Genomic DNA, 22,029 nt, shown 5'->3' with positions numbered 1-22,029 from the left:
AAGCGGCTTCACCGCCGCTGGTACGGGAAGCGCCCAGGCCGCGCCACAGCGCCCGAGCCAACCCGATCCGAAGGTCAAGAATTTGCTCGACCGTATGACTGTCGAAGAGAAGCTGGGTCAGCTGCAGCAACTGCCGTGGGCCGTCAGCACGGGCCCGGGGGGCAGTGAGACCAAGGACGTCGAGGACGCGGCGCGCGCGGGACGCCTCGGTTCCGTGCTGAACATCTTCGGCGCCGAGAACAGCAACGCCCTGCAACGCATCGCCGTCGAGGAGTCCCGGCTCGGCATCCCCCTGCTCTTCGGGCTCGATGTCATCCATGGTCTGTGGACCACGTTCCCGATCCCTCTCGCCCAGGCGGCGAGCTTCGACCCGGAGGTCACACGGAGGGACGCCGAGATCTCCGCGAAGGAGTCCCGCTCGAACGGCGTGCACTGGACGTTCTCGCCGATGATGGACGTCACGCACGAGCCGCGCTGGGGCCGCGTCGCCGAGGGCTGCGGCGAGGACCCGTATCTGACGACGGCGTTCGCCGTCGCCAAGGTCGAGGGCTATCAGGGCGAGAAGGGTTCGCGCCTCGACGCCAAGGACCGGATCGCCGCGTGCGCCAAGCACTTCGTCGCGTACGGCGGGGCCGAGGGCGGCCGTGACTACAACACCGTCGACGTGTCCGAGTCCCGGCTGCGCAATCTGTATCTGCCGCCGTTCAAGGCCGCGTCGGACGCGGGTGTGGCCACGGTGATGGCCTCCTTCAACACGGTCAGCGGGGTCCCGGGGCACGCCAACTCCCACACCCTCATCGACGTACTGCACAAGGAGTGGGGCTTCGAAGGGTTCGTCGTCAGCGACTGGAACGGCGTCGACGAACTGATCGCGCACGGCTTCGCCGAGGACGGCGCCGACGCGGCCCGTCTCGCGCTCGACGCCGGCGTCGACATGGAGATGGCGAGCACGGACCTGGCCAAGCACGGCAAGAAGCTGCTGAGCGGTGGAAAGATCAGCGAGCGGCGGCTCGACGAGGCGGTCGCGCGGATCCTGAGCCTGAAGTTCGCGTTGGGTCTATTCGAGCATCCGTACGTCGACGAGGGCGCCGCCATCGACAAGCCGTCCGCGGCGGCGCGCAAGGCGGCCCGCGAGACGGCGGCCCGCTCCATGGTGCTCCTGAAGAACGCCGGCCGGGCGCTCCCGCTCAAGAGGTCCACCGGGTCGATCGCGGTCGTCGGACCGTTCGGCAACTCCGGGGATCTCCTTGGGACTTGGACGTTCCCCGGCGCCACGAAGAAGTTCCCCGCCGGGAAGGTGCTCGACGCGGTCAAGCGCGCGGCTCCGGACGCAAAGGTGACGTACGCGAAGGGGGTCGACCCGGAGGGCAAGGACACCGGTGGCATCCCGGCGGCGGTCGCCGCGGCCAGGGGCGCCGATGTCACCGTCGTGGTGGTCGGTGAGCCCCCGGCGATGAGCGGCGAGGCGGCGGCGCGCAGCGACATCGGGCTGCCCGGCGCGCAGGAGAAGCTGATCGAGGCGATCGCGGGGACGGGCAAGCCGTTCGTGGTGGTTCTGGTCAACGGGCGGCCGCTGACGATCGGCGACTGGCTGGACAGGGCGCCCGCCGTTCTCGAGGCCTGGCACCCGGGGCTCGAGGCCGGGAACGCCATCGCCGACGTGCTGTTCGGCGAGGTCGCTCCCGGCGGCAAGCTGCCCGTTTCGTTCCCGCGTACGGTCGGCCAGATCCCCGTCCACTACAACCGGGAGTCGACGGGCCGTCCGTACGCCGCGGACAACAAGTACACGTCCAAGTACCTGGACCTGCCCCCGGACCCGCAGTTCGCCTTCGGCCACGGGCTCAGCTACACGACCTTCGAGATCGGCGCCCCGAAGCTGAGCCGCGACCGCGTGCCGGCGGGCGCCCTGCGCAAGGGCGACACCGTGGAGGTCTCGGTCACGGTCGCCAACACCGGTGACCGGGCGGGCGACGAGGTCGTCCAGCTGTACGTCCACGACATCGCCGCGAGCATCGCCCAGCCGGTGCGCAGACTGCGCGGGTTCCGCCGGGTGACGCTCGGAGCGGGCAAGTCGACGACGGTCCGCTTCCGGCTCGGCGCCGATGACCTCGGGTTCTGGACGAACGCCGAGGCCGGTGAATTCCGGGTCGAGGCGGGGGCGGTGGACCTGTACGTCGGCAACAGCTCCGAGGCGAAGGCGAAGCAGCGGCTGACGATCACGTAGGGCGATGGCGTGCGGGCCGGGCCCGGGTGGGGTCCGGCCCGCAGCGTCAGCCGAGCTCCAGCGTCGTGACGCCGAAGACCCGCTCCTGGGCGAGCGGCCGGATCGGGCCCGTGTACATCCGGGCGGTCTCGAATGTGGGCTTCAGGCCGCGGCTCTCGGCCAGGGCGACGGCTTCGGGCTGTGTCTCGGGCACGTCGATGGCCACGGGAGCGCCGTCCGCCTCGGCGGTCAGCGCGTCGAAGAGCGCCTCGGCATCGGCGCGCGTGTCGGCGAACAGCGGCCCGATGCGCAGCGCCTCGCGGGCGGGGCGCAGCACTCCGTACCCGGTCACGCGGCCGTCGACGATGCGGGCGAGGGCGCGGTGTCCGGGAGCGGTGAGCCAGGAGTCCAGGAAGCGCGGGCGGTCGGCGGGATGGCTCGCGGCGTCGTACGCGGTGATGGCGCGCAGCCCGGCCGCCTCAACGGGCCGGATGTGCACGGGAGTTGGCGCTCCGGTGGGTGCGGGGCCCAGGTAGCGCATGGTGGTGTGGGTGAACTCGAAGCCCGAGCGGCGGTAGTTGTCCTGCTGGGCGACCACGCCGTCGAGGCCGACGGTCCGTCTGCCCGCGTGGGCGAGGGCCGTGTTCCAGGTGGCGAGGCCGTGGCCCCGGCCCCGCAGGTCGGGGCGGACCAGGTAGAAGCCCAGGAAGGCGTACTGGTCGTCGTAGTTGACGACCGAGATCGCGGAGGCCGCCCCGCCGTCCACCCGGCCGATGAAGAATCCCTCGGGATCCTGCGCGAAGAAGGACGGCGCGTCTCTGAGACCCGGGTTCCAGCCCTCGTCCGCCGCCCATTCGACGACCGTCCGCCAGTCGTCGGGCGTCGCCCGCGAGATGACGAGCCGTCCTGGGGCCGAATGTGTCATCGCTGCACCCTTCTCGCACCGGCAGGGACCGTCCCCTGCCCCGGAAGGGGGCCGCCCCTCGCATCGGAGAGGGACCGCCCCGGCGCGGTCGTTGATCACGACCGCACCGGGACCATCCTTCCCGACTCCTCGCCCGGCTATCCGGTGCTCCGGCCAACCGTGCTCCGGTGCGATTCAGGTCAGCCGATCTGCGCTCCGTACACCGCGAGGGCGTCCGTCACCGGCTGGAAGAACGTCTGGCCGCCGGACGAGCAGTCGCCGCTGCCGCCGGAGGTCAGGCCCAGCGCGTCGCTGCCCGCGAAGAGCGAGCCGCCGCTGTCGCCGGGTTCTGCGCAGACGTCGGTCTGGATGAGACCGTCCACGGTGCCCTGCGGATAGGTGACCGAGACGTCGAGTCCCTGCACCGAGCCGTCGTGCAGTTGGGTGGTGCTGCCGCTGCGCTGTACCTGCTCACCGACGACGGCCTCGCGCGCGCCGGTGATCTGCTGCGTGGAGCCGTTGTAGAGGTTGACCTCGCTCGGGTGCGGCACATCGGCCGTGTACTTCACCAGGGCATGGTCGGCTCCGGGGAACGTCCAGTCGACGGCCTGGCCGATCTCGGCGCCGCCCTGGCTGTCGGACCAGCTGGTGCCCGCGAGTTCGGTGCAGTGGCCCGCGGTGAGGAAGTGCGGGGCGCCGTCCTTGACGACGTTGAAGCCGAGCGAACAGCGGCCGCCCGAGCTGTAGATCGGGTCGCCGCCCGCGATCAGCGGCGAGAACTTCCCCGCTGTCCGCTTGAGCACGGCCTTGCCGTCCTGGGCGGCGACGGCCTTCTTCACCTTCCGCAGTTCGGCGCCCTTGACGGTGCTGTCGGCGGTGACGACGACCTTGTTGGTCAGCGGGTCGACGGCACGCGAAGTGCCGGGCACGGAACTGGCGTTGAGCTCCTTCTTCGCCGCTTCGAGCGCGGTCCTGCTGTGGCTGACCACCTTGGCCACGGCGCCCGCATCGCGCGCCTGCTCGGCCGCGGCCTCGTCGACGACGTTGATGACCAGGTTCCGCGCCTTGGCGTCGTAGTACGCGCCGGCCTCGTCGCCCTTCAGATCGGCGGCCAGCGATGTCGCGAGGTCACCCGCGGCGGCCGACGACAGGGTGTCGGCAGTGGGGGTGGGTGCCGCGGTGCTGGTGTTCGCCATGGTCAGGCTTCCCGCGACCAGGGCGGCGACGCCCGCTCCGGCCATGACGAGGCGGCGCGTGCGCAACTGTGGGGTTCTCACTCAGTACCTCCATGGGGGGTTGGAGCCGTTCCGGTGGGGCGGCTCCGGGGAGTTACAGACATGAGCATGTCAAGCAGTGACGTGGTTGCGTCCCCGCCCGGCAACGGCGCCGAGTATGGCGAGACCGGCACAAGGTCACAAGACCCGGCCACCCGCAACGGCTTGAAATCCACGGCCGAGCGGCGAGCCATAAGCGCCTTTTGCAGGGGCGCCTACTTCCGGTATTGGGGTGATTTGAGCCTGATATCTGCCGTGCGAGGAATTCCCGGGGGTCGTATGGAAAGGTCTGCCAGGGGTTAGTGCCCGGCAGGTCAGCCATTTCAGGCCTTTTCTCAATCAGCCCTGAAAAAACGGTACTTGCGGCCCGGGAACGACGAGAAGACGATCGGCGCCACACGCCCAGAGCACCGTCTTCGCACCGTCTTCCAGGAGGTTCCAGTGACCGACCGTCTGACCCTCGGCCCGGATGCCGCACGGCAACTCGCGACAACCACCAAGACCACCCCGCAGATGCGCGGCATCACCCCGCGCTATCTGCTGCGCGCGCTGCCGTGGGTGGACGTCGAGTCGGGCACCTACCGGGTGAACCGCCGCCGTACCTTCGTGCTCGGCGACGACCGCATCACCACGTACGAGGAAGGCGACTCGCACCGTGTCGTGCCGGGCGACTTACGCGAGGTGCCCTACCTCCGCGAGGCCGACGACGCGCTGCTCGCGGAGCTCGCCGGCGCCTTCACCGAGGTCACCTTCGAGGCCGGTCAGGTCCTGGCCCAGGAGGGCGACCCCGCCGACCGGCTCTGGGTCGTCGTGCGGGGCCGGGCCGAGAAGCGGGTGACGGGGCGGTACGGCGAGGACGCGCTGCTCGAAGTCATCGGTGACGGACAGTTCTTCGACCTCGGCGCATGGACCCGCACCGAGGCGATGCCCTACCGCGTCAAGGCGCTCACCCCCGGTGTCGCGCTCTGCGCGGACCGCAGCGCGCTCGCGGCACTCATCGACCGCGACGAGACGCTGCGGGGCGCGTGCGCGGCGTACGCGGAGGGCGACATGATGACGCCGGGTGCCGAGGTGCCGGTGGACCTCAGCGCGGGGCACGTCGGGGAGCCCGATCTGCCGGGCACGTTCGTCGACTACGAGGACGCGCCGCGCGAGTACCACATGACCCTCGCGCAGACCGTGCTCCGCGTGCACACCCGGGTCGCCGACCTCTACAACGGGCCCATCGACCAGACCCGCGCGCAGTCCAACCTGACCGTCGCCGCGCTGCGCGAGCGCCAGGAGGCCTCGCTCCTGAACCACCCCGAGTTCGGCCTCTTCAACAACGTCTCCGCGGGCCAGCGCGTCCAGTCGCGCACCGGCGCGCCCACGCCCGACGACCTGGACGAGCTCCTGACCAAGGTGTGGAAGCAGCCCGGCTTCTTCCTCGCGCACCCCAAGGCCATCGCCGCGTTCGGCCGCGAATGTACGCGGCGCGGTGTGCCCCCGGTGACGGACAACCGCTTCGGCAGCCCGCTGCTCACCTGGCGCGGCGTGCCGCTGCTGCCCTCGGACAAGGTGCGGTTCTCCAACGGCTCCGGCGTCTCCGTCGGCACCACCGAGATCCTCCTGATGCGGACGGGCGAGGCCGAGCAGGGCGTGGTCGGGCTGCGTCCCGCGGGCGTCGCGGACGAGGTCGAACCGGGCCTGTCCATGCGGAACATGGGCGTCGACCAGAAGGGCATCACGTCGTACCTGATGACGGCGTACTTCAACACGGCGGTCCTGGTGGAGGACGCCATCGCCGTCCTGCAGAACGTCGAGGTGTCGAACTACCATGACTATTCCTGACCTCACGGGGCAGCTGCCGGGGCTGCCGGGGGCTTCGGTCGGCACGGTTCCGGGGGTGCCGCCCACCCCGGGGGTCCCTGCGACGCCTGCGACGCCGCCCGTGCCGTCGGCCCAGGAACTGCTCGCCGAACCGGCGACCGCCGCGCTCCCCGGCCCCCAACCACCCGCCTACTCCCCCGAGTCGGCCCGCAAGGACTTCCCGATCCTGCACCGCACGGTGAACGGGCACCCCCTGGTCTGGCTCGACAACGGCGCCACGACGCAGAAGCCGCGCCAGGTCATCGAGGCGCTCGGCGCCTACTACTCGGCGGCCAACTCCAACATCCACCGCGGCGCGCACACCATGGCGCGCGAGGCCACCGAGCTGTACGAGGCGGCGCGGGCCGCGGTCGCCGGGTTCCTGGGGGCCGGTTCGCCGGACGACATCGTCTTCGTACGCGGGACGACCGAGGCCATCAACCTGGTCGCCCAGAGCTGGGGCCGGGCGAACCTCGGCCCCGGGGACGACATTCTGGTGCCGGTCCTGGAACACCACTCCGACATCGTGCCGTGGCAGCTGCTCGCGAAGGAGACCCGGGCCCGCGTCGTCCCGATCCCGCTCACCCCCGACGGGGAGATCGATCAGGACGCGTACGCCGATCTCCTCTCGTACCGCACGCAGTTGGTCGCCATCAGCCACGCATCGAACGTCCTCGGCACCGTCCCTCCGGTGAAGGAGATGACCGCACTCGCGCATCGCTACGGCGCGAAGGTCCTGGTCGACGGGGCGCAGGCCGTCGCGCACTTCCCGGTGGACGTGACGGATCTGGACGCCGACTTCTACGCCTTCTCCGGGCACAAGCTGTTCGCCCCGACCGGCATCGGCGCCCTGTACGCGAAACCGGAGATCCTCCAGGCCATGAACCCGTGGCAGGGCGGCGGCAACATGATCGAGTCCGTGGAGTTCGGGCGGACGACGTTCGCGCCCGTCCCGCACCGCCTCGAGGCCGGCACCGGCCATATCTCGGGCGCGGTCGGCCTCCTTGCCGCGCTGAACTGGTTCACGTCCTTCGACCGGGACGCCGTCGCCGCGTACGAGGACGCGCTCCTCGCGTACGCGACGCAGGCCATGTCGACGGTGCCCGGCCTGGACGTCCTGGGTTCGGCGCCCGACCGGATCGCGGTCCTCACGTTCACCCTCGCGGGGCACGACCCGGCGTCCGTCGCCGACTGGCTCGACCGTGACGGCATCGCCATCCGCGCGGGACACCACTGCGCGCAGCCCGCGCTTGCCCACTACGGCGTGGAGTCCGCCGCCCGCGCGTCGCTCGCCCTCTACAACACGTCCGAGGAGGTGGATCAGCTGGTGGCGTCGCTGCGGCGACTGCAGGACGCGCCACAGGCTCAGCAGCCTCCCACGCCTTAACCCGTGAGCGAGTATGTGGTGTGCGGTGTCCATGGTCCTATGGGCGCCGTACGCCACATGAGCTTCGGGAGGCCAGGATGTTCGTCCCGTTCGGTGCCCTTGATTTTCTGGACCGCGCCACGACCGTGTACGGGGACCGCGTCGGCATCGTCGACGAACCGGATCAGCCCGCGGAGCCCTGGCAGGGGCTCACCTACCACCGGGTGGGTGAGCTGGCGCGGGCCCAGGCCGCCGGGCTCGACGCGCTCGGGCTGCCGCACGGCGCGCGCGTCGCGGTGGTCTCGCCCAACAGCGCACGGTTGTTGACGTCGTTCTTCGGGGTGAGCGGATACGGCAGGGTGCTCGTGCCGGTGAACTTCCGGCTCACGGCCGACGAGGTGAGCCATATCGTCGGGCGGTCGGGGGCGAGCGTGCTCCTGGTCGACCCCGAGCTGACGGAGCGTCTCGCGGGCGTGGACTGCGCGCACCGTTTCACGCTCGGGGCGGCCGCCGACGAGGAGTTGTACCGCTTCGGCACCGAGCCCGAGCCCTGGGAGCCCGACGAGAACGCCACCGCGACCATCAACTTCACCAGCGGTACCACGGCCCGCCCCAAGGGCGTACAGATCACCCATCGCAACATCTGGGTGAACGCGCTGACGTTCGCGCTGCACGCGGGCGTCAGCGACCGGGACGTCTATCTGCACACCCTGCCGATGTTCCACGCCAACGGCTGGGGCATGCCGTTCGCGATGTCCGGCATGGGCGCGCGCCACATCGTGCTGCGCAAGGTGGACGGCACGGAGATCCTGCGCCGCGTCGCCGAGCACGGCGTCACCGTGCTGTGTGCGGCGCCTGCGGTGGTCAACGCGGTGCTTGCCGCCGCGCAGTCCTGGGAGGGGGAGATCCCCGGCCGGGACCGGGTGCGGGTCATCGTCGCCGGGGCACCGCCGCCCACGCAGACGGTCGAGCGGGTCGAGTCCGAGCTCGGCTGGGAGTTCATCCAGATCTACGGCCTCACCGAGACGTCCCCGCTCCTCACGATCAACCGCACGCGCGCCGAGTGGGACGTCCTGGAGCCGCGGGAGCGCGCGGAGAAACTGGTGCAGGCCGGCCCGCCCGCCCTCGGGGTGACGCTGCGGACCTCGGACGAGGGGGAGGTACTCGCCCGCTCGAACGTGATCCTGGAGGGCTACTGGGAGCAGCCCGACGAGACCGCCGAGGCGCTGGAGGACGGCTGGTTCCACACGGGCGACGGCGGGAGCATCGGCGAGAACGGGCACCTCACGATCAGCGACCGCAAGAAGGACGTGATCATCACCGGCGGTGAGAACGTCTCCTCGATCGAGGTGGAGGACGTCCTGTTCAGCCATCCCGCGGTGGCCGAGGTCGCGGTGATCGGGGTGCCGGACGAGAAGTGGGGCGAGACCATCAAGGCGCTGGTGGTCCTCGCTTCCGGCACCGAGGCCACGGAGCAGGACCTGATCCGGCACTGCAAGGCCCACCTGGCCGGCTTCAAGGCCCCCACCTCGGTGGAGTTCCGCGCCGAACTGGCCCGCACGGCCACCGGAAAGCTCCAGAAGTACAAGCTGCGCCGGCCCTACTGGGAGGGGCGCGAGCGGGGGGTCAACTGAAAATCGCTGGAGCCGGCTGCCACCGGCCCATACCGTGACCCGGTCGATGATCAATGGATGAGGAGTCACGGTGGAGCACGGCGGATGGGCCGACGAACGGTACGGGGCGGTCGCGGAGGCGTTCACCCGGAACTTCGAGGAGTCCCGTGAACTCGGCGCGTCCGTCGCGGTGTTCGTCGACGGGCGCAAGGTCGTCGACCTGTGGGGCGGTGTCGCGGACGAGCGGACCGGGCGGCCGTGGGACGAGGACACCGTCGTACCGGTCTTCTCCTGTGCCAAGGGCGTCGTCAGCGTCTGCGTCCATCTGCTCGCCCAGGAAGGGCGCTTGGACCTGGACGCTCCGGTGGCCGTGCACTGGCCGGAGTTCGCACGCGGCGGCAAGGAGGCGATCACTGCGCGCATGGTCCTCGCGCACCGCGCAGGACTCCCCGCCCTCGACCGCTCCCTCACCTTCGACGAGATCACCGCGTGGACGCCGGTGGTCCGCGCGATCGAGGAGCAGAAGCCGCTGTGGGAGCCGGGCACCGCCCACGAGTACCACGGGCACACCTTCGGCTTCGTGCTCGGTGAGCTGATCCGCCGCGTCACCGGGCGCACACCGGGCGCGTACTTCCGCGAGGCCGTCGGTGACCGCCTCGGCCTGCGTACGTGGATCGGGCTGCCCGAGGAGGAGATGCCCCGCCTCGCCCGGCTCACCGAGGCCGCGGGCCGCCCCGGCAACCCCGACCCCGAGTCGCTCGTGATGCGGATCGTCACGATGAACGGGGCGTTCGCCTTCCCCGGCCTCGACGAACCGCACGGCTGGAACGACCCGGCGCTGTTGCGCGCCGAGATTCCCGGCGCGGGCGCGGTGTCGTCGGCGCGCGGTCTCGCGACGCTGTACGCGGCCGCGGCGACCGGAGTCGACGGCGCGCCCCGGCTGCTCACGGCGGACACCGTCACCGACGCGCTGCGCGAGCTGACGGCGGGCCCGTCCTGGTCCGGCTTCCCCGACCTTGGCGCACGCTGGGGCTCCGGCTTCCTGCTCGACGCGCCCCGGTTCCGCCCGATGCTCGGCGCCCGCAGCTTCGGCAACGACGGCTCGGGCGGCCAATTCGCCTTCGGCGACGACGAGTTCGGGGTCGGTTTCGCCTACACGGCGAACCGCATGATCGGCCATGGCGACGCGCGCGCGAGGCGGCTCATCGAGGCGCTGGGGGCATGCGTCGGCTGAGGCGCCGGACAGCAGGACAGCAGGACAGCAGGACAGCCTGGACTCGGTCCTCGCGATGAAAGCCTGGACCGGCCTCGCACGTCTCACCGCGCCCTGACCGTGATCCGCGCCGCCGAGTCGAAGTGGCCTTCGTCGTCGGCCGGTTGGGCGTAGACGACCGTGACGGTGCGCCGCACCCCGTCGAAGCGGTCGGCGTACCGCTCCTCGGACGGGCCGGTCCGCCGCGGCTCGGCGGTGATGTCGTACGTCCGGAGGAAGTCGGCGACTCCCGAGTCGTCACTGTTGCCGACCCGGTACCGGAGCACGGAGGTGCCGTCCTGCTGCGTCTTGGCGTACGTCGGCACATAGAAACGCGTGCCCGGGTGCTGGTCGTGATGCATCGCGGCCCTGCGCTCCACCGCCTCCTCGGGCGGTGGAGCGTCCGGGGTGAGCAGGGCGACGGCGGCCCAGACGACCACCGCCAGCGTCCACACCACGCATCCTGCGAGCAGCCAGAACAGCGCCGTGCGTCGACGAGGCCGAGCGCTCGCCTCTTCCATACGTTCCCCCCGTACCCACGCGTCTCTCCTGCCCCACATCGTGGCATCCCCCACTCTTGCTGGCGCCGGCCGCCGATGTCGTGGCACCGTTCCCGGGCAGGAGGGACAGCATCCGTGCCCCCACGAGGCGCATTTGGCCCATCTTGGGTGCATTGTCCGCAAAGACCGCGGCCAATTTCCCGCTGTCCCTCAGGTTTCTGTTATCGGGGCGGAGACCAGGGATCTCCCCTTCTGTCGGAGGAGACAGGTCCCAGGACAGAGAGTGGACAACCGTGAGCAGTGAACGTGAAGTCGCGATGATCATGGCGGCACGGGCGGGGAACGAGCAGGCGCAGGACGAGCTCGTCGCCGAGTACCTGCCGCTGGTCTACAACATCGTCGGCCGGGCCCTGAACGGCCACGCGGACGTGGACGACGTGGTGCAGGAGACCATGCTCCGCGTGCTCGCGGGCCTTGAGGGGCTGCGCAGCCCGGAGAGTTTCCGCAGCTGGCTCGTGGCCATCACGATGAATCAGATACGCGGCCACTGGCGCGGGCGCGGGGCCGAGCCGATACCGGCCGGCGGTGGGCTCGCCGACGCGTACGACGTGGTCGACCCCGGCGCCGACTTCGTCGACCTGACCATCGCCCGCCTCGGGCTCTCCGGCCAGCGCCGCGAGACCGCCGAGGCCACCCGCTGGCTGGACGAGGACGACCGCGCGCTGCTCTCCCTGTGGTGGCTGGAGTCCGCAGGCGAGCTCTCCAGGGTCGAGGTCGCCGCCGCCCTTGAGCAGACGCCGCAGCACACGGCGGTACGGGTGCAGCGGATGAAGGCCCAGTTGGAGACGGCCCGCGTGGTGGTGCGCGCACTGTCGGCCGATCCGCGCTGTGTCCAGCTGGAGCAGATAGCCGCCGGCTGGGACGGCGTGCCCTCCGCGCTCTGGCGCAAGCGGCTCGCCCGGCACGCCCGCGACTGCGCGGCCTGCGCGAGCCACTGGTCGAACCTGGTGCCGGCGGAGCGGCTGCTCATCGCCCTCGGCCTGGTCCCGGTGACGGCGGCGCTCGCGGACCGGGTCGCGGCACCGGGCCTTGTCACGGTGGCGAACGCCCACGCGTCGCCCTCGGCCGCCCACTCGGCCGCCCCGTCGGCCCGCGGCCGGGCACGCCTGCGGCGCACCAGGCGCCGCCGCCGCAACGCGACCGTGGCGGCCGCTGCCGCCGCCCTGCTGATCGGCGGCGGCAGCGCCTACGTCCTCGCCACTCCGGAGTCGGAGGAGACCTCGCCCTCCACCGCGGCGGCCACGGAGTCCCCCACCAGCGCCTCCCCCTCCAAGAGCCCGAGCAAGTCGCCGAAGCCCTCCGCGTCCCCGAGCAAGACCAAGGCCAAGCCCAAGCCGAAGCCGACCAAGACGAAGGCGAAGCCCTCCCCGACCCCCACCAAGGCGAAGCCCACGCCGAAGCCGACGAAGACCGCCGCCCCGCCGCCGGCCACGCCCAGCGGCGTCGCCGACCAAGTGATCGCACTGGTCAACAAAGAGCGTTCCAAGGCGGGTTGCGGCCCCGTCACCTCCAACGCCAAGCTCGCGACGGCGGCCACCAACCACTCCGCCGACATGGCCGCCCGCGACTACTTCGACCACACGAGCCCCGACGGCAAGGACCCCGGCGACCGCATCACCGCGGCCGGCTACCGCTGGAGCACCTACGGCGAGAACATCGCACGCGGCCAGCAGACCCCGGCCTCGGTCATGGACTCCTGGATGAACAGCGAGGGCCACAAGGCCAACATCCTCAACTGCTCCTTCAAGGAACTCGGAGTGGGCATCCACAACGGCTCCGGCGGCCCCTGGTGGACACAGGCCTTCGGCGCGGCGCTCTGACGCGGCTCACCGACTCGGCGCACTGACTCGGCTCACTGGGCCGAGACCTTGTGGACGGAGGTGTCGTCGGGGTCAAGACGTCGCCCGTCCGCCGACAGCACCTCCAGTGCGCGGAGGCGATTCCCCTCCCGGCGGTCGACCAGCTCCGAGTGCGGTTCACCGGGGGCGAAGAAGTTCTGTTCGCCCCACTGCCGCAGGGCCACGATGACGGGGAAGAGCGCCTTGCCCTTCGGAGTCAGTACGTACTCGCGGTAGGCGCTGCCGTCCGACGCGGGGACGGATTCGAGGACACCGCCGGCCACGAGGGTGCGAAGGCGTGCGGTGAGGATGTTCTTGGCGACGCCGAGGCTGCGCTGGAACTCCCCGAAGCGCCGGCTCCCGTCGAAGGCGTCCCGCACGATCAGCAGGGACCACCAGTCGCCGATCGCGTCCACCGACCGGGCGACGGGGCATTCACTGTCGTCGAAGCGGGTCCTGGTCACCATGGCGTCCCTCGCTCTCACATTGGTTGCAACATGCTACCAATCAGGGCTACTGTCACCGCTACTGGTAGCAAGATGAAACCAGATACGCGGAGAAGTACGTGAGGAGTGCTGATGCCCGGCAACTGCAAGGCCGCGCCACGACGGACCGAGGACCGCGACAGGGAAGGCCCCACGTTCGCCCTGTCCCGCGGCGTCGTCACCCTGTTCGCCGTCGCCTGCGGGGCCGCGGTGGCCAACGTCTACTTCTCCCAGCCGCTCCTGGTGACCATGGGCCACGACCTCGCCATGAGCCCGGCGCTCGTCGGCGGCGTCGTCACCCTCACGCACGTCGGATACGGACTCGGCCTCTTCTTCCTCGTACCGCTGGGCGACATGGCCGACCGCAGACGGCTCGTCGTGGCCCAACTGCTGCTCCTGGCAGTGGCGTTGATCGTGGTGGCCGTCGCCCGCACCGCGGCGGTCCTGCTCGCCGGCATGGCCGCGATGGGGCTTCTCGCGGTCGTCACGCAGACACTGGTGGCCTTCGCGGCGTCACTGGCACCTGCCGCCGGGCGCGGACGGGTCGTCGGTCCCGTCACCAGCGGTGTGGTCATCGGCATCCTGCTCGCCCGCACCGCATCCGGACTCATCGCCGATCTCGCGGGCTGGCGCTCCGTCTACCTCGCATCGGCAGCACTCACCACGCTGCTCGCCCTGGTCCTGTACCGCGTGCTGCCGCGCCACGGCGCCGTACCGCCGGCACCCCTGCGCTACGGACAACTCCTGCGCTCCACCATCACCCTCTTCGCGCGGGAACAACTCCTGCGGCTCCGGGCCCTGTTCGGCCTGCTGATCTTCGCCGCCTTCAGCACTCTGTGGAGCAGCGTGGCGCTGCCGCTCAGCGAGGCCCCGTACTTCCTGTCGCACAGCGCGATCGGGGCGCTGGGCCTGATCGGTGTCGTCGGCGCGCTGGCCGCGACCGTGGCGGGCCGCCTCAACGACCGCGGGCTCTCCGGGCGGACCACCGGCATCGCGCTCGCCCTGCTCGCCGCCTCATGGCTGCCCTTGGCCTTCACCCGCAGCTCGCTCTGGGCGCTCGCCGTCGGCGTGATCCTGCTGGACCTCGCCGTGCAGGCGGTCCATGTCACCAACCAGACCCTGATCTACGCCCTGCACCCGGACGCGGGCAGCCGGCTGATCGGCGGGTACATGGTCTTCTACTCGATCGGCAGCGCCACCGGCGCCATCGCCGCGACCTCCCTCTACACGGTGGCCGGCTGGGGCGCCGTATGCGCACTGGGCACCGCGTTCAGCTGCCTCGGCCTCGCCTTGTGGGCGCTCACCCGGAACAGCACTGCTACCAGGACTCCTACCAGGGCGAGATCGGCCGTATGCCGCTCCGGCGCCCCGCGGCGTCCAGCAGATGCCCCATGCGCTTGACCGTGTACAGGCCGACGATGCGTACGGTGCCGTCACGGCACGACCCTGGCATCGACGGACATGGGCAACGTCACGCGGCTCGTGCCCACGATCCACCCGACGATCGGATACGAGACCGGGGGCGCCCTGCAGCGCACCCGCGCCGACCTCGCGGCGTCCGGGGAACAGAGCCGCAGGTTGCTCGCAGGAGTCGCCGAGCGGCGGGCCCGGGGGGGGAGAGAGGCGACGCCGTAGCCCGCACGGCACCTCGTCGGGCGCCGCCGGTAACGTGTGCCCAGCTCATCGGAGGGGCTCTCGGGGAAAGGTTGTGGCGCGGCTTGAACTGCGATAGGTCGACGATGACGGCGAGCGGCGAGCGGCGAGCGGCGAGCGGCGAGCGGCGAGCGGCGAGCGGCGAGCGGCGAGCGGCGAGCGGCGAGCGGCGTGACGGCGGGGCCGTTCGGGCCGTTCGGCGGCGCTCCTCTGGGCGGGCATGAACGGCGGTGGGCCCCTGCGCGTCCCCGTCGGGCACGACGCCGAGCGCTGGACCACCTTCCGCGGTGAGAAGACCCTGGTCGTAGCGGCTCGCACGGTGACGTCGACCGTGCGTGTCCTGGAGTGTCTGCCGGCCTTGCTGCGCGGCGACGGCCGGGTGAGCGTCGTCTTCGCGTACGACGGCACTTCCGCCTTCAACGACGGAGTCCTCGATCTGCTGCACGCCTCCGGCTGCCGGGTCATGCCGTGGGATCAGCTAGGCCGGATCACGCCTGACCTGATCGTCTCGGCGAGCGAGAACATCGACGTGCCCGACGGCGCGTGCCCGGTCCTCGTCCTGCCGCACGGCATCGGCTTCCAGAAGTTCGTTCCGGACTCACGCTCGGCGCAGGACCGGCTCTCCGGTGTCGTACCGGACAGGCTGCTCGAAGCGGGCCGGGCCTGGCTGGCCCTCTCCCATCCGGCCCAGGAGGAGCAGCTGGTCGCCGCCCATCCGAAGGCCGCGGGGCGCACGCTGCTCGTCGGCGACCCGGTCTACGACGAACTGCGGGCCGGCGCGGGGCGGGCCGCCGCGTACCGGCGCGCGCTCGGCCTGCGCGACGACCAGCACCTCGTGGTGCTCAGCTCGACCTGGGGACGTACCTCGCTGCTCGGCCGGACGCCCGATCTCCCGGCACGGCTCCTTGCCGCGCTGCCCTGCGACGAGTATCGGGTGGCCGCCATCGTGCACCCCAATGTCTGGGCGGCGCACGGAAGTTGGCAGATCCGGAACGTGCAGGCGGCCACCGCTCTGGAGGCGGGCCTGCTGCTGGTTCCGCCAGTGGGCGCGTGGCAGTCGGTACTCGTCGCGGCATCGGCCGTCGTCGGCGATCACGGTTCGGTGACGCTGTACGGGGCGGCGCTCGGCAAGCCCGTCCTGCTCGGCGCGTTCGGCCACGACTCCGTGCCGGGCACGGCGATCGCCGAACTCGGCCGTACCGCGCCCCGGTTCGACCCGCACGGCGATCTGTACGCCCAACTGCGGCACGCGCTCCGTCCACCCGCCCCGGGGCGGTACGCCGCCGTGGCCGACCACGCCTTCGCCGAACCGGGTCTCGCGCTCGCCCGGTTGCGGACGGCGGTGTACCGGCTGATGGAGTTGCCGGAGCCGCGAACCGCACCGCCCGCCCCGTCGCCGCCACCGTGCCCCGAACCGGCGGCCGATGTCGTCACGTCCTGGACGGTGACCACATCGGTGATCCGGGACCAGGAACCCGCGACCGTCGTCGTGCGACGCCATCCGGCCGCAGTCGGTGACACGGCGGGCGAGGAGCCCGGCACGTTCACGCACCTGGCCTGCGACGACGCCGAGCGGGACACCCGGCTGACCGAGAGCGCGTCCGTACTGCTGCGCCGCGCCCCGGCCGCGACGGCCGCCGAGGCGATCAACTGGGCGCACGACACCCTCGACCGCTACCCCGGCGCACTGCTCGCCGCGACGACGCTGTCCGGCGGCGGCTGCCTGGCCGCGCTCCGGGACGGGCGCCTCGTGGAGGCGACGATGACCGGCCCACCGCCCGGCCCCGGCCTCGCGGCCGCCACCGTCTACACCTGCCTGCGCGCGGACCTTCCCCTGACAAACACCACCGCGACACTACGGATCGGCGACGTGCGAGAGGAGGACGTCGCCCTGCGTATCCGACCCAAGGTGACGACCGAGCCCCTCGACTGAGCCGCTCGCCTGAACCTCCAACGCACGTCAGGCACCCCGCTCAGCAAAGGCGTCGCTGACCGGCCCACCATCCGAGCACAGCCTCGCAGCCGCCGCCTTCTACACCTGCCTACGCGCAGACCTTCCCCTGATGAACACCACCGCGACGCTGCGAATCGGCGACGCACGCGAGGAAGACAACGCCCTCCGCATCCGCCCCCCCCAAGCGACGACCGAACCCCCCTCGCCTAACCTCCAACGGACGTCAGGCGCCCGGCTCAGCGAAAGCATCACTGACCGGACCACCGTCCGAGCACAGCCCCGCAGCCACCGCCTTCTACACCTGCCTACGCACGGAGCTCCCCCTGACAGACACCACCGTGACACTACGAATCGGCGACACGCGCGAGGAAGACGTGGCCCTCCGCATCCGCCCCCACGCGACGACCACTCCCCCCGACTGAGCCGCACGCCCGACCTCCAACGCACCTCAGGCGCCCCACTCAGCGAAAGCCCCGCCGACCGCACCACCGCCCCGCAGCCACCGCCTTCGCCCTCTGGATCCGACTCCAGGCGACGACCGCTCCCCTCGGTCAGGCGGCGCGCCCGGGCGGCCGGAGATCCTGTCCGTTGCGGGTGTCAGACAGCCTCGTCCGCCACACCTCACACATCACTCTCCCCGGACATCCGCCCCAGCCACCGCCTCAACTCCCCTGCCTCCGGGTTGCCTTCGGACTCGTAGATCTCCGTCGCCCTCAGCACCAGAGCGCGGCGCCGCGCCGTGTCCTCCTCCCGGGCCTCCAGGATCTTGGCCATGGCCACCCTCGCCTCGGCCTCGTAGTGGAACGCCTCCAGTGCGCGCAGGGCCCCCGCCGCGTCCTCCAGGGCGGCGATCGCCTCGTCGGTCCTGCCGTGTCGTTCGTGCACCGCTGCGACGGCGATCAGGACGCGCGCCGCCATCCTCGGGTCCTCGCAGGCCGTCAGTGCCCGGTGTGCCTCCCGCAGTGTGTCCAGGGCGGCGGCGTGATCGCCGTGGGCGTCCTGTGTGCGGCCCAGGAAGTACGTCGCTATCGCCGCGCCCCGCAACTCCCCTCCCTGGACGTTGAGTTCGAGGGACTTCCGGTACGCCGCCATGGCCCGGGGCAGGTCGGTGCGCTCCCAGAGGCGTCCGGCGAACTCCAGGGCGGAGGCGTGCACCACGGGGTGCCCCGACACCTCGGCGCAGGCCACGGCCTTCTCCAGTTCGACGCGGGCCGCCTCGTGCTCGCCGAGGCTCATCAGCGGGCGGGAGAGCAGGCTGCGCAGCCTCGCCTCGGCCGCCGGGACCGGCGTGGCGTCGGCCACCGCGGCCGCCACGCCCAGCTCCAGGGACTCCTTCCAGGCGGCGAGATGCCGGTGGTGGAGGAAGAGCACCGTGAACGCCTCGGAGAGCTGCCACACCTGCGTGAACAGGCCCTCGTCGAAGGCCGTGCGCAACACTTCGAGGATGGTGGGGTGTTCGGCCTCGAGCCAGTCGAGCGGGGCCGGTGAGCCGTCGGCGGCGAAGGGGTCCGGCGCGTCCGCCAGAAGCTCGGCGAGATCGGCGATGCGCAGCCGGTCGGCTCTGACGGCCCGGTCGGCGAACGCGGTCAGGGCGAGATAGTGCGTCACCATGCGCTCGACCGCCGCGCGCAGGGTGCCCCGCGTCTCCTCCTGGGCGGCGCGCTCGCGGGCGTGCAGGCGTACGAGATCGTGGAAGCGGTAGCGGCCGTCCTCGGTCAGGTCGAGGAGCCGCACCTCCTCCAGGGCGTCGAGGAGGGAGCGGGCGGTGTCCGTGCCGAGCCCGGCGGTGGCAGCCGCGGCCCCCGCGTCGAACGACCCTCCCGGCAGGCAGGACACGAGCCGGTACATCCGGGACGCCTCCGGCGACAGCTCCCGGTAGGTGAGATCGAACACCGCGGTCACGGAACGCTCCTTCCCCACCGCCATCCCCGCCAACCGGCCGCTTTCGTCGGCCAGTTCGCGGGCAAGGCGTGTCATGGTCAGCCGCGGACCGGCGAGCAGTCGGGCGGCGAGCACGCTGAGCGCCTCGGGAAGACCGGCGCACAGTTCGACCAGATGCCGGGCCGCCTCCTCCTCGTCCGTCACCGCATCGTCGCCGCACAGCTCGGCCAGCAACTCGAGGCCGCTGCCGTGGCCGAAGGGTTCCACGGGCAGCAACCTGGCCCCGGAGACGGCGAGTTCACCGAGGCGGGCGTGGCTGGTGGCCAGCACGACGCTGCCGGGCCCCTTGGGAATCAGCGACCGCACCTGGGCCGGGTGGCTGACGTTCTCGAAGACCATCAGTAACCGGCGCGGCGCCGAATGCGACCGGAACAGCGCGACGCGGTCCTCGTACGTCGCGGGAATGTACGACTCCCCGATCCCGATCGCCAGCAGGCACTTGCGCGCGGCCTCGGACACGTCGCTGCCGCCCGAAGGCCCGCCGAGCGAGGCGAAGTCGACGTAGATCTGCCCGTCGGGGAAGAGCGCGCGCCCCTGCTCGGCCCAGTGGCAGACCATCGACGTCTTGCCGACCCCGCGCAGACCGTAGAGGAGCCCGAGACCGACCCGGGCCCGGCTCCGCTGCGAGCGTCCCGCGCCGAACCAGCCGTCGAGTCGTGCGATGTCGTCCCGCCGATTGACGAAACTCCCCAGGACGGGCGGGACTTGGTCCGGTGTGACGTGCGGTCCGGGAGCCTGCGCCTGCTGGACGTTGAAGGTGATGCCGCCGTGCACCTGCCCCGCCTGGACGACGGGCCCGTGCACGATTCCTGACAGGTCGTTGTGCGTGTGCATCACCGAAGGCTCCGGCCCGTTCGGCACATCGGGCTCTTCGCTCGCCATCCAGGGCTCCCCCTCGCTCCGTTCTCGGGGCGCCTGCCCCCAAGCATCACTGGTGCCACCGTAGAGAGCGATCTTCGTCCTGGCGAGGAGGCCCCCGACTGACTCGCGCGGCGCGATCAGTAGGTTGATGCCATGACCGACAAGATCACCGTAAGCGTCCTCGGCACCGGCATCATGGGCACCGCGATGGCCCGCAACCTCGCCCGCGCCGGGCATCGCGTCCGGGCCTGGAACCGCAGCCGAGCCAAGGCCGAGCCGCTGGCCGCCGACGGCGCGTACGTCGCCGACACCGCCGCCGACGCGGTGCGGGGCGCCGATGCCGTCCTCACCATGCTGTACGACGGCGCCTCCGCCCTGGAGGTCATGCGGGAGGCGGCCCCGGGTCTGCGCCCGGGCACGGTGTGGGTGCAGTCGACGACCGTGGGCATCGAGGCCATCGACGACCTCGCCGGCTTCGCCCAGAGCCGTCAACTCCCCTTCTACGACGCCCCCGTGCTCGGCACCCGGCAGCCGGCGGAGGCGGGAACGCTCCTTGTCCTGGCCGCGGGTCCGGTCGAGGCCAGGGACGTGGCGACCCCCGTCTTCGACGCCGTCGGAGCCCGGACCGTGTGGACCGGTGACGACGGGGCGGCGGGCAGCGCGACGCGGCTCAAGCTGGTGGCCAACAGCTGGGTCATCGCGGCGACCAACGCGACGGGCGAGGCTCTCGCCCTGTCCCGGGCGCTCGGCGTGGACCCGCAGGACTTCTTCGACGTCATCGCGGGCGGCCCGCTCGACATGGGCTATCTGCACGCCAAGGCCGATCTCATCCTGGGCGACCGGCTGACACCCGCCGCCTTCGCGGTGGCGACCGCGGTGAAGGACGCCCGCCTGATCGTCGAGGCGGGCGAGCGGCACGGCGTCCGCCTCGACGTGGCCGCCGCGGGCGCCGAACGCCTGCGCCGCGCCGCCGCGCAGGGCCACGGGGACGAGGACATGGCGGCCGCGTACTTCGCCAGCTTCGACGACGAATCCCGCGCCTGACGCGGTACCGGGCGGCGCTACCAGGTGACCGAGAAGGCGAGCAGCCCCTGGATCGTGCCGCCCGGCTTGAAGGGCACCTGGTCCGTCGGCAGGTTCGGCGCGAGCGTGGGCACGCGGGTGTGGAGCACCGTCAGGGCGATCTCCAGTTCCGCGCGCGCCAGGTTCTGGCCCAGGCACTGGTGGACGCCGTGGCCGAAGGCGACGTGCTGAGCGGCGGAGCGCCGCACGTCGAGGACGTCCGGGTGCGCGAACACCCTGGCGTCGCGGTTGATCAGCGACGTGGCCATGACCACCCCGTCACCGGCTCTGATCACCCGGTCGGCGACGGGGATGTCCGCGACCGCCACGCGGAGCAGGCCGTCCGCGACGGACAGAAAGCGGAGAAGTTCGTCGACGGCGCCGGGCAGCAGCGCACCGTCCGCTCTCAACTCCGCCAGTTCTCCGGGGTGTTCCATCAGGGCGAGCGCGCCGAGGGAGATCATGTTGGTCGTCGTCTCGTGTCCCGCGATCAGCAGCACCAGCGCGATCCCCGCCAACTCGTCGCGGTCTACGCCCCCTTGGGCGCGCTGCTGGGCGATCAGGTCGTCGAGGAGCGCGTCACGCGGGTCGGCCTCCCGTGCCGTGACCAGGTCGCGCAGATAGCCTTCGAGCTCCGCGCGCGCCTGCTCCGCCCCGGCCGCCGTCGACGCCGTGAGCAGCCGGTGCGAGCGGCTCTCGAAGAAGTCGTGGTCGGCGTAAGGAACTCCGAGGAGTTCGCAGATCACCATCGACGGCAGCGGCTGCGCGAACGCGGCGACCAGATCGGCCGGCGGCCCCTGCTCCAGCATCGTGTCGAGGAGCCCGTCCGCGATCCGCCGGATGTCCTCCCGCATCGCGCCGATGCGCCGCGAGCTGAACGTGGGAAGGACCAGGCGGCGCTGCCGCGCGTGATTGGGTTCGTCGACGCCGACAAGAGGTGTCACCTGCGAGCTGAGGGCGGCGTCGCGCGGCGTCGGGTGCGGGAAGGCGGGGTTCTGGCGGTCGGCGGAGAGCCGCGGGTCGGCGAGCAGGGAGCGCGCCTCGGCGTGTCCGGTCACCACCCAGACCGGTCGTCCGTCATGCAGGACCACCTGCGACAAGGGCCCCTCTTCCCGGAGCCTGCCGTAACTGGGTGGGGGCTCGTAGGGGCACTCGCGGTCGGCGGGAAACACTTCCGGCTCTTCCATGGGGCGCCTTTCCATGAAGGGTCCTGTG

Annotated in this window: 16 protein-coding genes; 10 read left to right on the top strand and 6 right to left on the bottom strand. The window is 71.5% G+C overall.

Translation table 11 applies throughout. The annotated features are described in order from the left end of the window. The first annotated feature begins 94 nt into the window (after nucleotides 1–94). Nucleotides 95–2,224: a glycoside hydrolase family 3 N-terminal domain-containing protein gene (locus AB0G47_RS22550; protein WP_360772689.1), complete on the top strand. Its 2,130-nt coding sequence runs from the start codon at nucleotides 95–97 to the stop codon at nucleotides 2,222–2,224. Between the two features lie 46 nt (nucleotides 2,225–2,270). Here AB0G47_RS22550 and AB0G47_RS22545 read toward each other — a convergent pair whose 3' ends face one another. Further along, nucleotides 2,271–3,128: a GNAT family N-acetyltransferase gene (locus AB0G47_RS22545; RefSeq protein ID WP_360772687.1), complete on the bottom strand. Its 858-nt coding sequence runs from the start codon at nucleotides 3,126–3,128 to the stop codon at nucleotides 2,271–2,273. Between the two features lie 179 nt (nucleotides 3,129–3,307). Beyond that, the gene (locus AB0G47_RS22540) at nucleotides 3,308–4,348 is read right to left on the bottom strand and encodes a S1 family peptidase (protein WP_360773191.1); all 1,041 of its coding nucleotides are present in this window, start codon (nucleotides 4,346–4,348) and stop codon (nucleotides 3,308–3,310) included. Between the two features lie 474 nt (nucleotides 4,349–4,822). On the opposite strand from AB0G47_RS22540, the gene AB0G47_RS22535 reads away from it, so the two are divergent. From AB0G47_RS22535 to AB0G47_RS22520, 4 genes are all read left to right on the top strand, one after another. After that, nucleotides 4,823–6,211 carry a family 2B encapsulin nanocompartment shell protein gene (locus tag AB0G47_RS22535; RefSeq protein WP_360772685.1) on the top strand — a complete coding sequence of 463 codons (1,389 nt, stop codon included), beginning with the start codon at nucleotides 4,823–4,825 and terminating at the stop codon, nucleotides 6,209–6,211. Beyond that, entirely contained in the window at nucleotides 6,198–7,616 is a 1,419-nt protein-coding gene (locus tag AB0G47_RS22530; protein WP_360772683.1) for a cysteine desulfurase, read from the top strand. The genes AB0G47_RS22535 and AB0G47_RS22530 overlap by 14 nt, the downstream gene beginning before the upstream one ends. Before the next feature lie 77 nt (nucleotides 7,617–7,693). Further along, on the top strand, nucleotides 7,694–9,229 hold the full coding sequence (locus AB0G47_RS22525) for an AMP-binding protein (RefSeq protein WP_360772680.1): 1,536 nt from the start codon (nucleotides 7,694–7,696) through the stop codon (nucleotides 9,227–9,229). Between the two features lie 70 nt (nucleotides 9,230–9,299). Further along, nucleotides 9,300–10,442, top strand: coding sequence for a serine hydrolase domain-containing protein (locus AB0G47_RS22520; protein ID WP_360772677.1), 1,143 nt, complete (start codon nucleotides 9,300–9,302; stop codon nucleotides 10,440–10,442). Between the two features lie 83 nt (nucleotides 10,443–10,525). Here AB0G47_RS22520 and AB0G47_RS22515 read toward each other — a convergent pair whose 3' ends face one another. Next, on the bottom strand, nucleotides 10,526–10,981 hold the full coding sequence (locus AB0G47_RS22515; RefSeq protein ID WP_360772674.1) for a hypothetical protein: 456 nt from the start codon (nucleotides 10,979–10,981) through the stop codon (nucleotides 10,526–10,528). A gap of 296 nt (nucleotides 10,982–11,277) precedes the next feature. Here AB0G47_RS22515 and AB0G47_RS22510 point away from each other — a divergent pair, with 296 nt between their 5' ends. Beyond that, nucleotides 11,278–12,840, top strand: a complete 1,563-nt coding sequence (locus AB0G47_RS22510; protein ID WP_360773188.1) for a sigma-70 family RNA polymerase sigma factor — start codon at nucleotides 11,278–11,280, stop codon at nucleotides 12,838–12,840. Nucleotides 12,841–12,872: 32 nt separating this feature from the next. On the opposite strand, the gene AB0G47_RS22505 is transcribed toward AB0G47_RS22510, so the two are convergent. Then, nucleotides 12,873–13,325, bottom strand: a complete 453-nt coding sequence (locus AB0G47_RS22505; protein WP_135329663.1) for a helix-turn-helix domain-containing protein — start codon at nucleotides 13,323–13,325, stop codon at nucleotides 12,873–12,875. Nucleotides 13,326–13,430: 105 nt separating this feature from the next. Here AB0G47_RS22505 and AB0G47_RS22500 point away from each other — a divergent pair, with 105 nt between their 5' ends. The 3 genes from AB0G47_RS22500 (at nucleotide 13,431) to AB0G47_RS22490 (ending at nucleotide 16,929) form a co-directional block, all read left to right on the top strand. Continuing rightward, on the top strand, nucleotides 13,431–14,744 hold the full coding sequence (locus tag AB0G47_RS22500; protein ID WP_360772670.1) for an MFS transporter: 1,314 nt from the start codon (nucleotides 13,431–13,433) through the stop codon (nucleotides 14,742–14,744). 60 nt (nucleotides 14,745–14,804) lie between these two features. Beyond that, nucleotides 14,805–14,978, top strand: coding sequence for a hypothetical protein (locus AB0G47_RS22495; RefSeq protein WP_360772667.1), 174 nt, complete (start codon nucleotides 14,805–14,807; stop codon nucleotides 14,976–14,978). 238 nt (nucleotides 14,979–15,216) lie between these two features. Continuing rightward, nucleotides 15,217–16,929: a hypothetical protein gene (locus AB0G47_RS22490; protein ID WP_360772664.1), complete on the top strand. Its 1,713-nt coding sequence runs from the start codon at nucleotides 15,217–15,219 to the stop codon at nucleotides 16,927–16,929. Nucleotides 16,930–17,571: 642 nt separating this feature from the next. Here AB0G47_RS22490 and AB0G47_RS22485 read toward each other — a convergent pair. After that, on the bottom strand, nucleotides 17,572–19,773 hold the full coding sequence (locus tag AB0G47_RS22485) for a hypothetical protein (protein ID WP_360772661.1): 2,202 nt from the start codon (nucleotides 19,771–19,773) through the stop codon (nucleotides 17,572–17,574). A gap of 132 nt (nucleotides 19,774–19,905) precedes the next feature. Between AB0G47_RS22485 and AB0G47_RS22480 the strand changes: the two genes are divergently transcribed. After that, complete coding sequence (locus AB0G47_RS22480; protein ID WP_360772658.1) at nucleotides 19,906–20,796, top strand: NAD(P)-dependent oxidoreductase; 891 nt, start codon at nucleotides 19,906–19,908, stop codon at nucleotides 20,794–20,796. Between the two features lie 17 nt (nucleotides 20,797–20,813). Here AB0G47_RS22480 and AB0G47_RS22475 read toward each other — a convergent pair whose 3' ends face one another. Next, a complete protein-coding gene (locus tag AB0G47_RS22475; protein ID WP_360772655.1) occupies nucleotides 20,814–22,001 on the bottom strand; it encodes a cytochrome P450 in 1,188 nt (395 codons plus the stop codon). Nucleotides 22,002–22,029 lie beyond the last annotated feature (28 nt).

The sequence above is a fragment of the Streptomyces sp. NPDC021622 genome, assembly GCF_040640795.1.
GTDB lineage: Bacteria > Actinomycetota > Actinomycetes > Streptomycetales > Streptomycetaceae > Streptomyces.
Note: the sequence above shows the minus strand (reverse complement) of the source record. Positions and strands in the feature narration are given on the sequence as shown.

Bases quoted from the DNA above. Each gene is read 5' to 3' on its own strand.
- AB0G47_RS22495 (WP_360772667.1), top strand. From the start codon at position 14,805: ATGGGCAACGTCACGCGGCTCGTGCCCACGATCCACCCGACGATCGGA.
- AB0G47_RS22545 (WP_360772687.1), bottom strand. From the start codon at position 3,128: ATGACACATTCGGCCCCAGGACGGCTCGTCATCTCGCGGGCGACGCCC.
- AB0G47_RS22530 (WP_360772683.1), top strand. From the start codon at position 6,198: ATGACTATTCCTGACCTCACGGGGCAGCTGCCGGGGCTGCCGGGGGCT.
- AB0G47_RS22490 (WP_360772664.1), top strand. From the start codon at position 15,217: ATGAACGGCGGTGGGCCCCTGCGCGTCCCCGTCGGGCACGACGCCGAG.
- AB0G47_RS22525 (WP_360772680.1), top strand. From the start codon at position 7,694: ATGTTCGTCCCGTTCGGTGCCCTTGATTTTCTGGACCGCGCCACGACC.
- AB0G47_RS22475 (WP_360772655.1), bottom strand. From the start codon at position 22,001: ATGGAAGAGCCGGAAGTGTTTCCCGCCGACCGCGAGTGCCCCTACGAG.
- AB0G47_RS22485 (WP_360772661.1), bottom strand. From the start codon at position 19,773: ATGGCGAGCGAAGAGCCCGATGTGCCGAACGGGCCGGAGCCTTCGGTG.
- AB0G47_RS22515 (WP_360772674.1), bottom strand. From the start codon at position 10,981: ATGGAAGAGGCGAGCGCTCGGCCTCGTCGACGCACGGCGCTGTTCTGG.
- AB0G47_RS22510 (WP_360773188.1), top strand. From the start codon at position 11,278: ATGATCATGGCGGCACGGGCGGGGAACGAGCAGGCGCAGGACGAGCTC.
- AB0G47_RS22550 (WP_360772689.1), top strand. From the start codon at position 95: ATGACTGTCGAAGAGAAGCTGGGTCAGCTGCAGCAACTGCCGTGGGCC.
- AB0G47_RS22480 (WP_360772658.1), top strand. From the start codon at position 19,906: ATGACCGACAAGATCACCGTAAGCGTCCTCGGCACCGGCATCATGGGC.
- AB0G47_RS22505 (WP_135329663.1), bottom strand. From the start codon at position 13,325: ATGGTGACCAGGACCCGCTTCGACGACAGTGAATGCCCCGTCGCCCGG.
- AB0G47_RS22540 (WP_360773191.1), bottom strand. From the start codon at position 4,348: ATGGCCGGAGCGGGCGTCGCCGCCCTGGTCGCGGGAAGCCTGACCATG.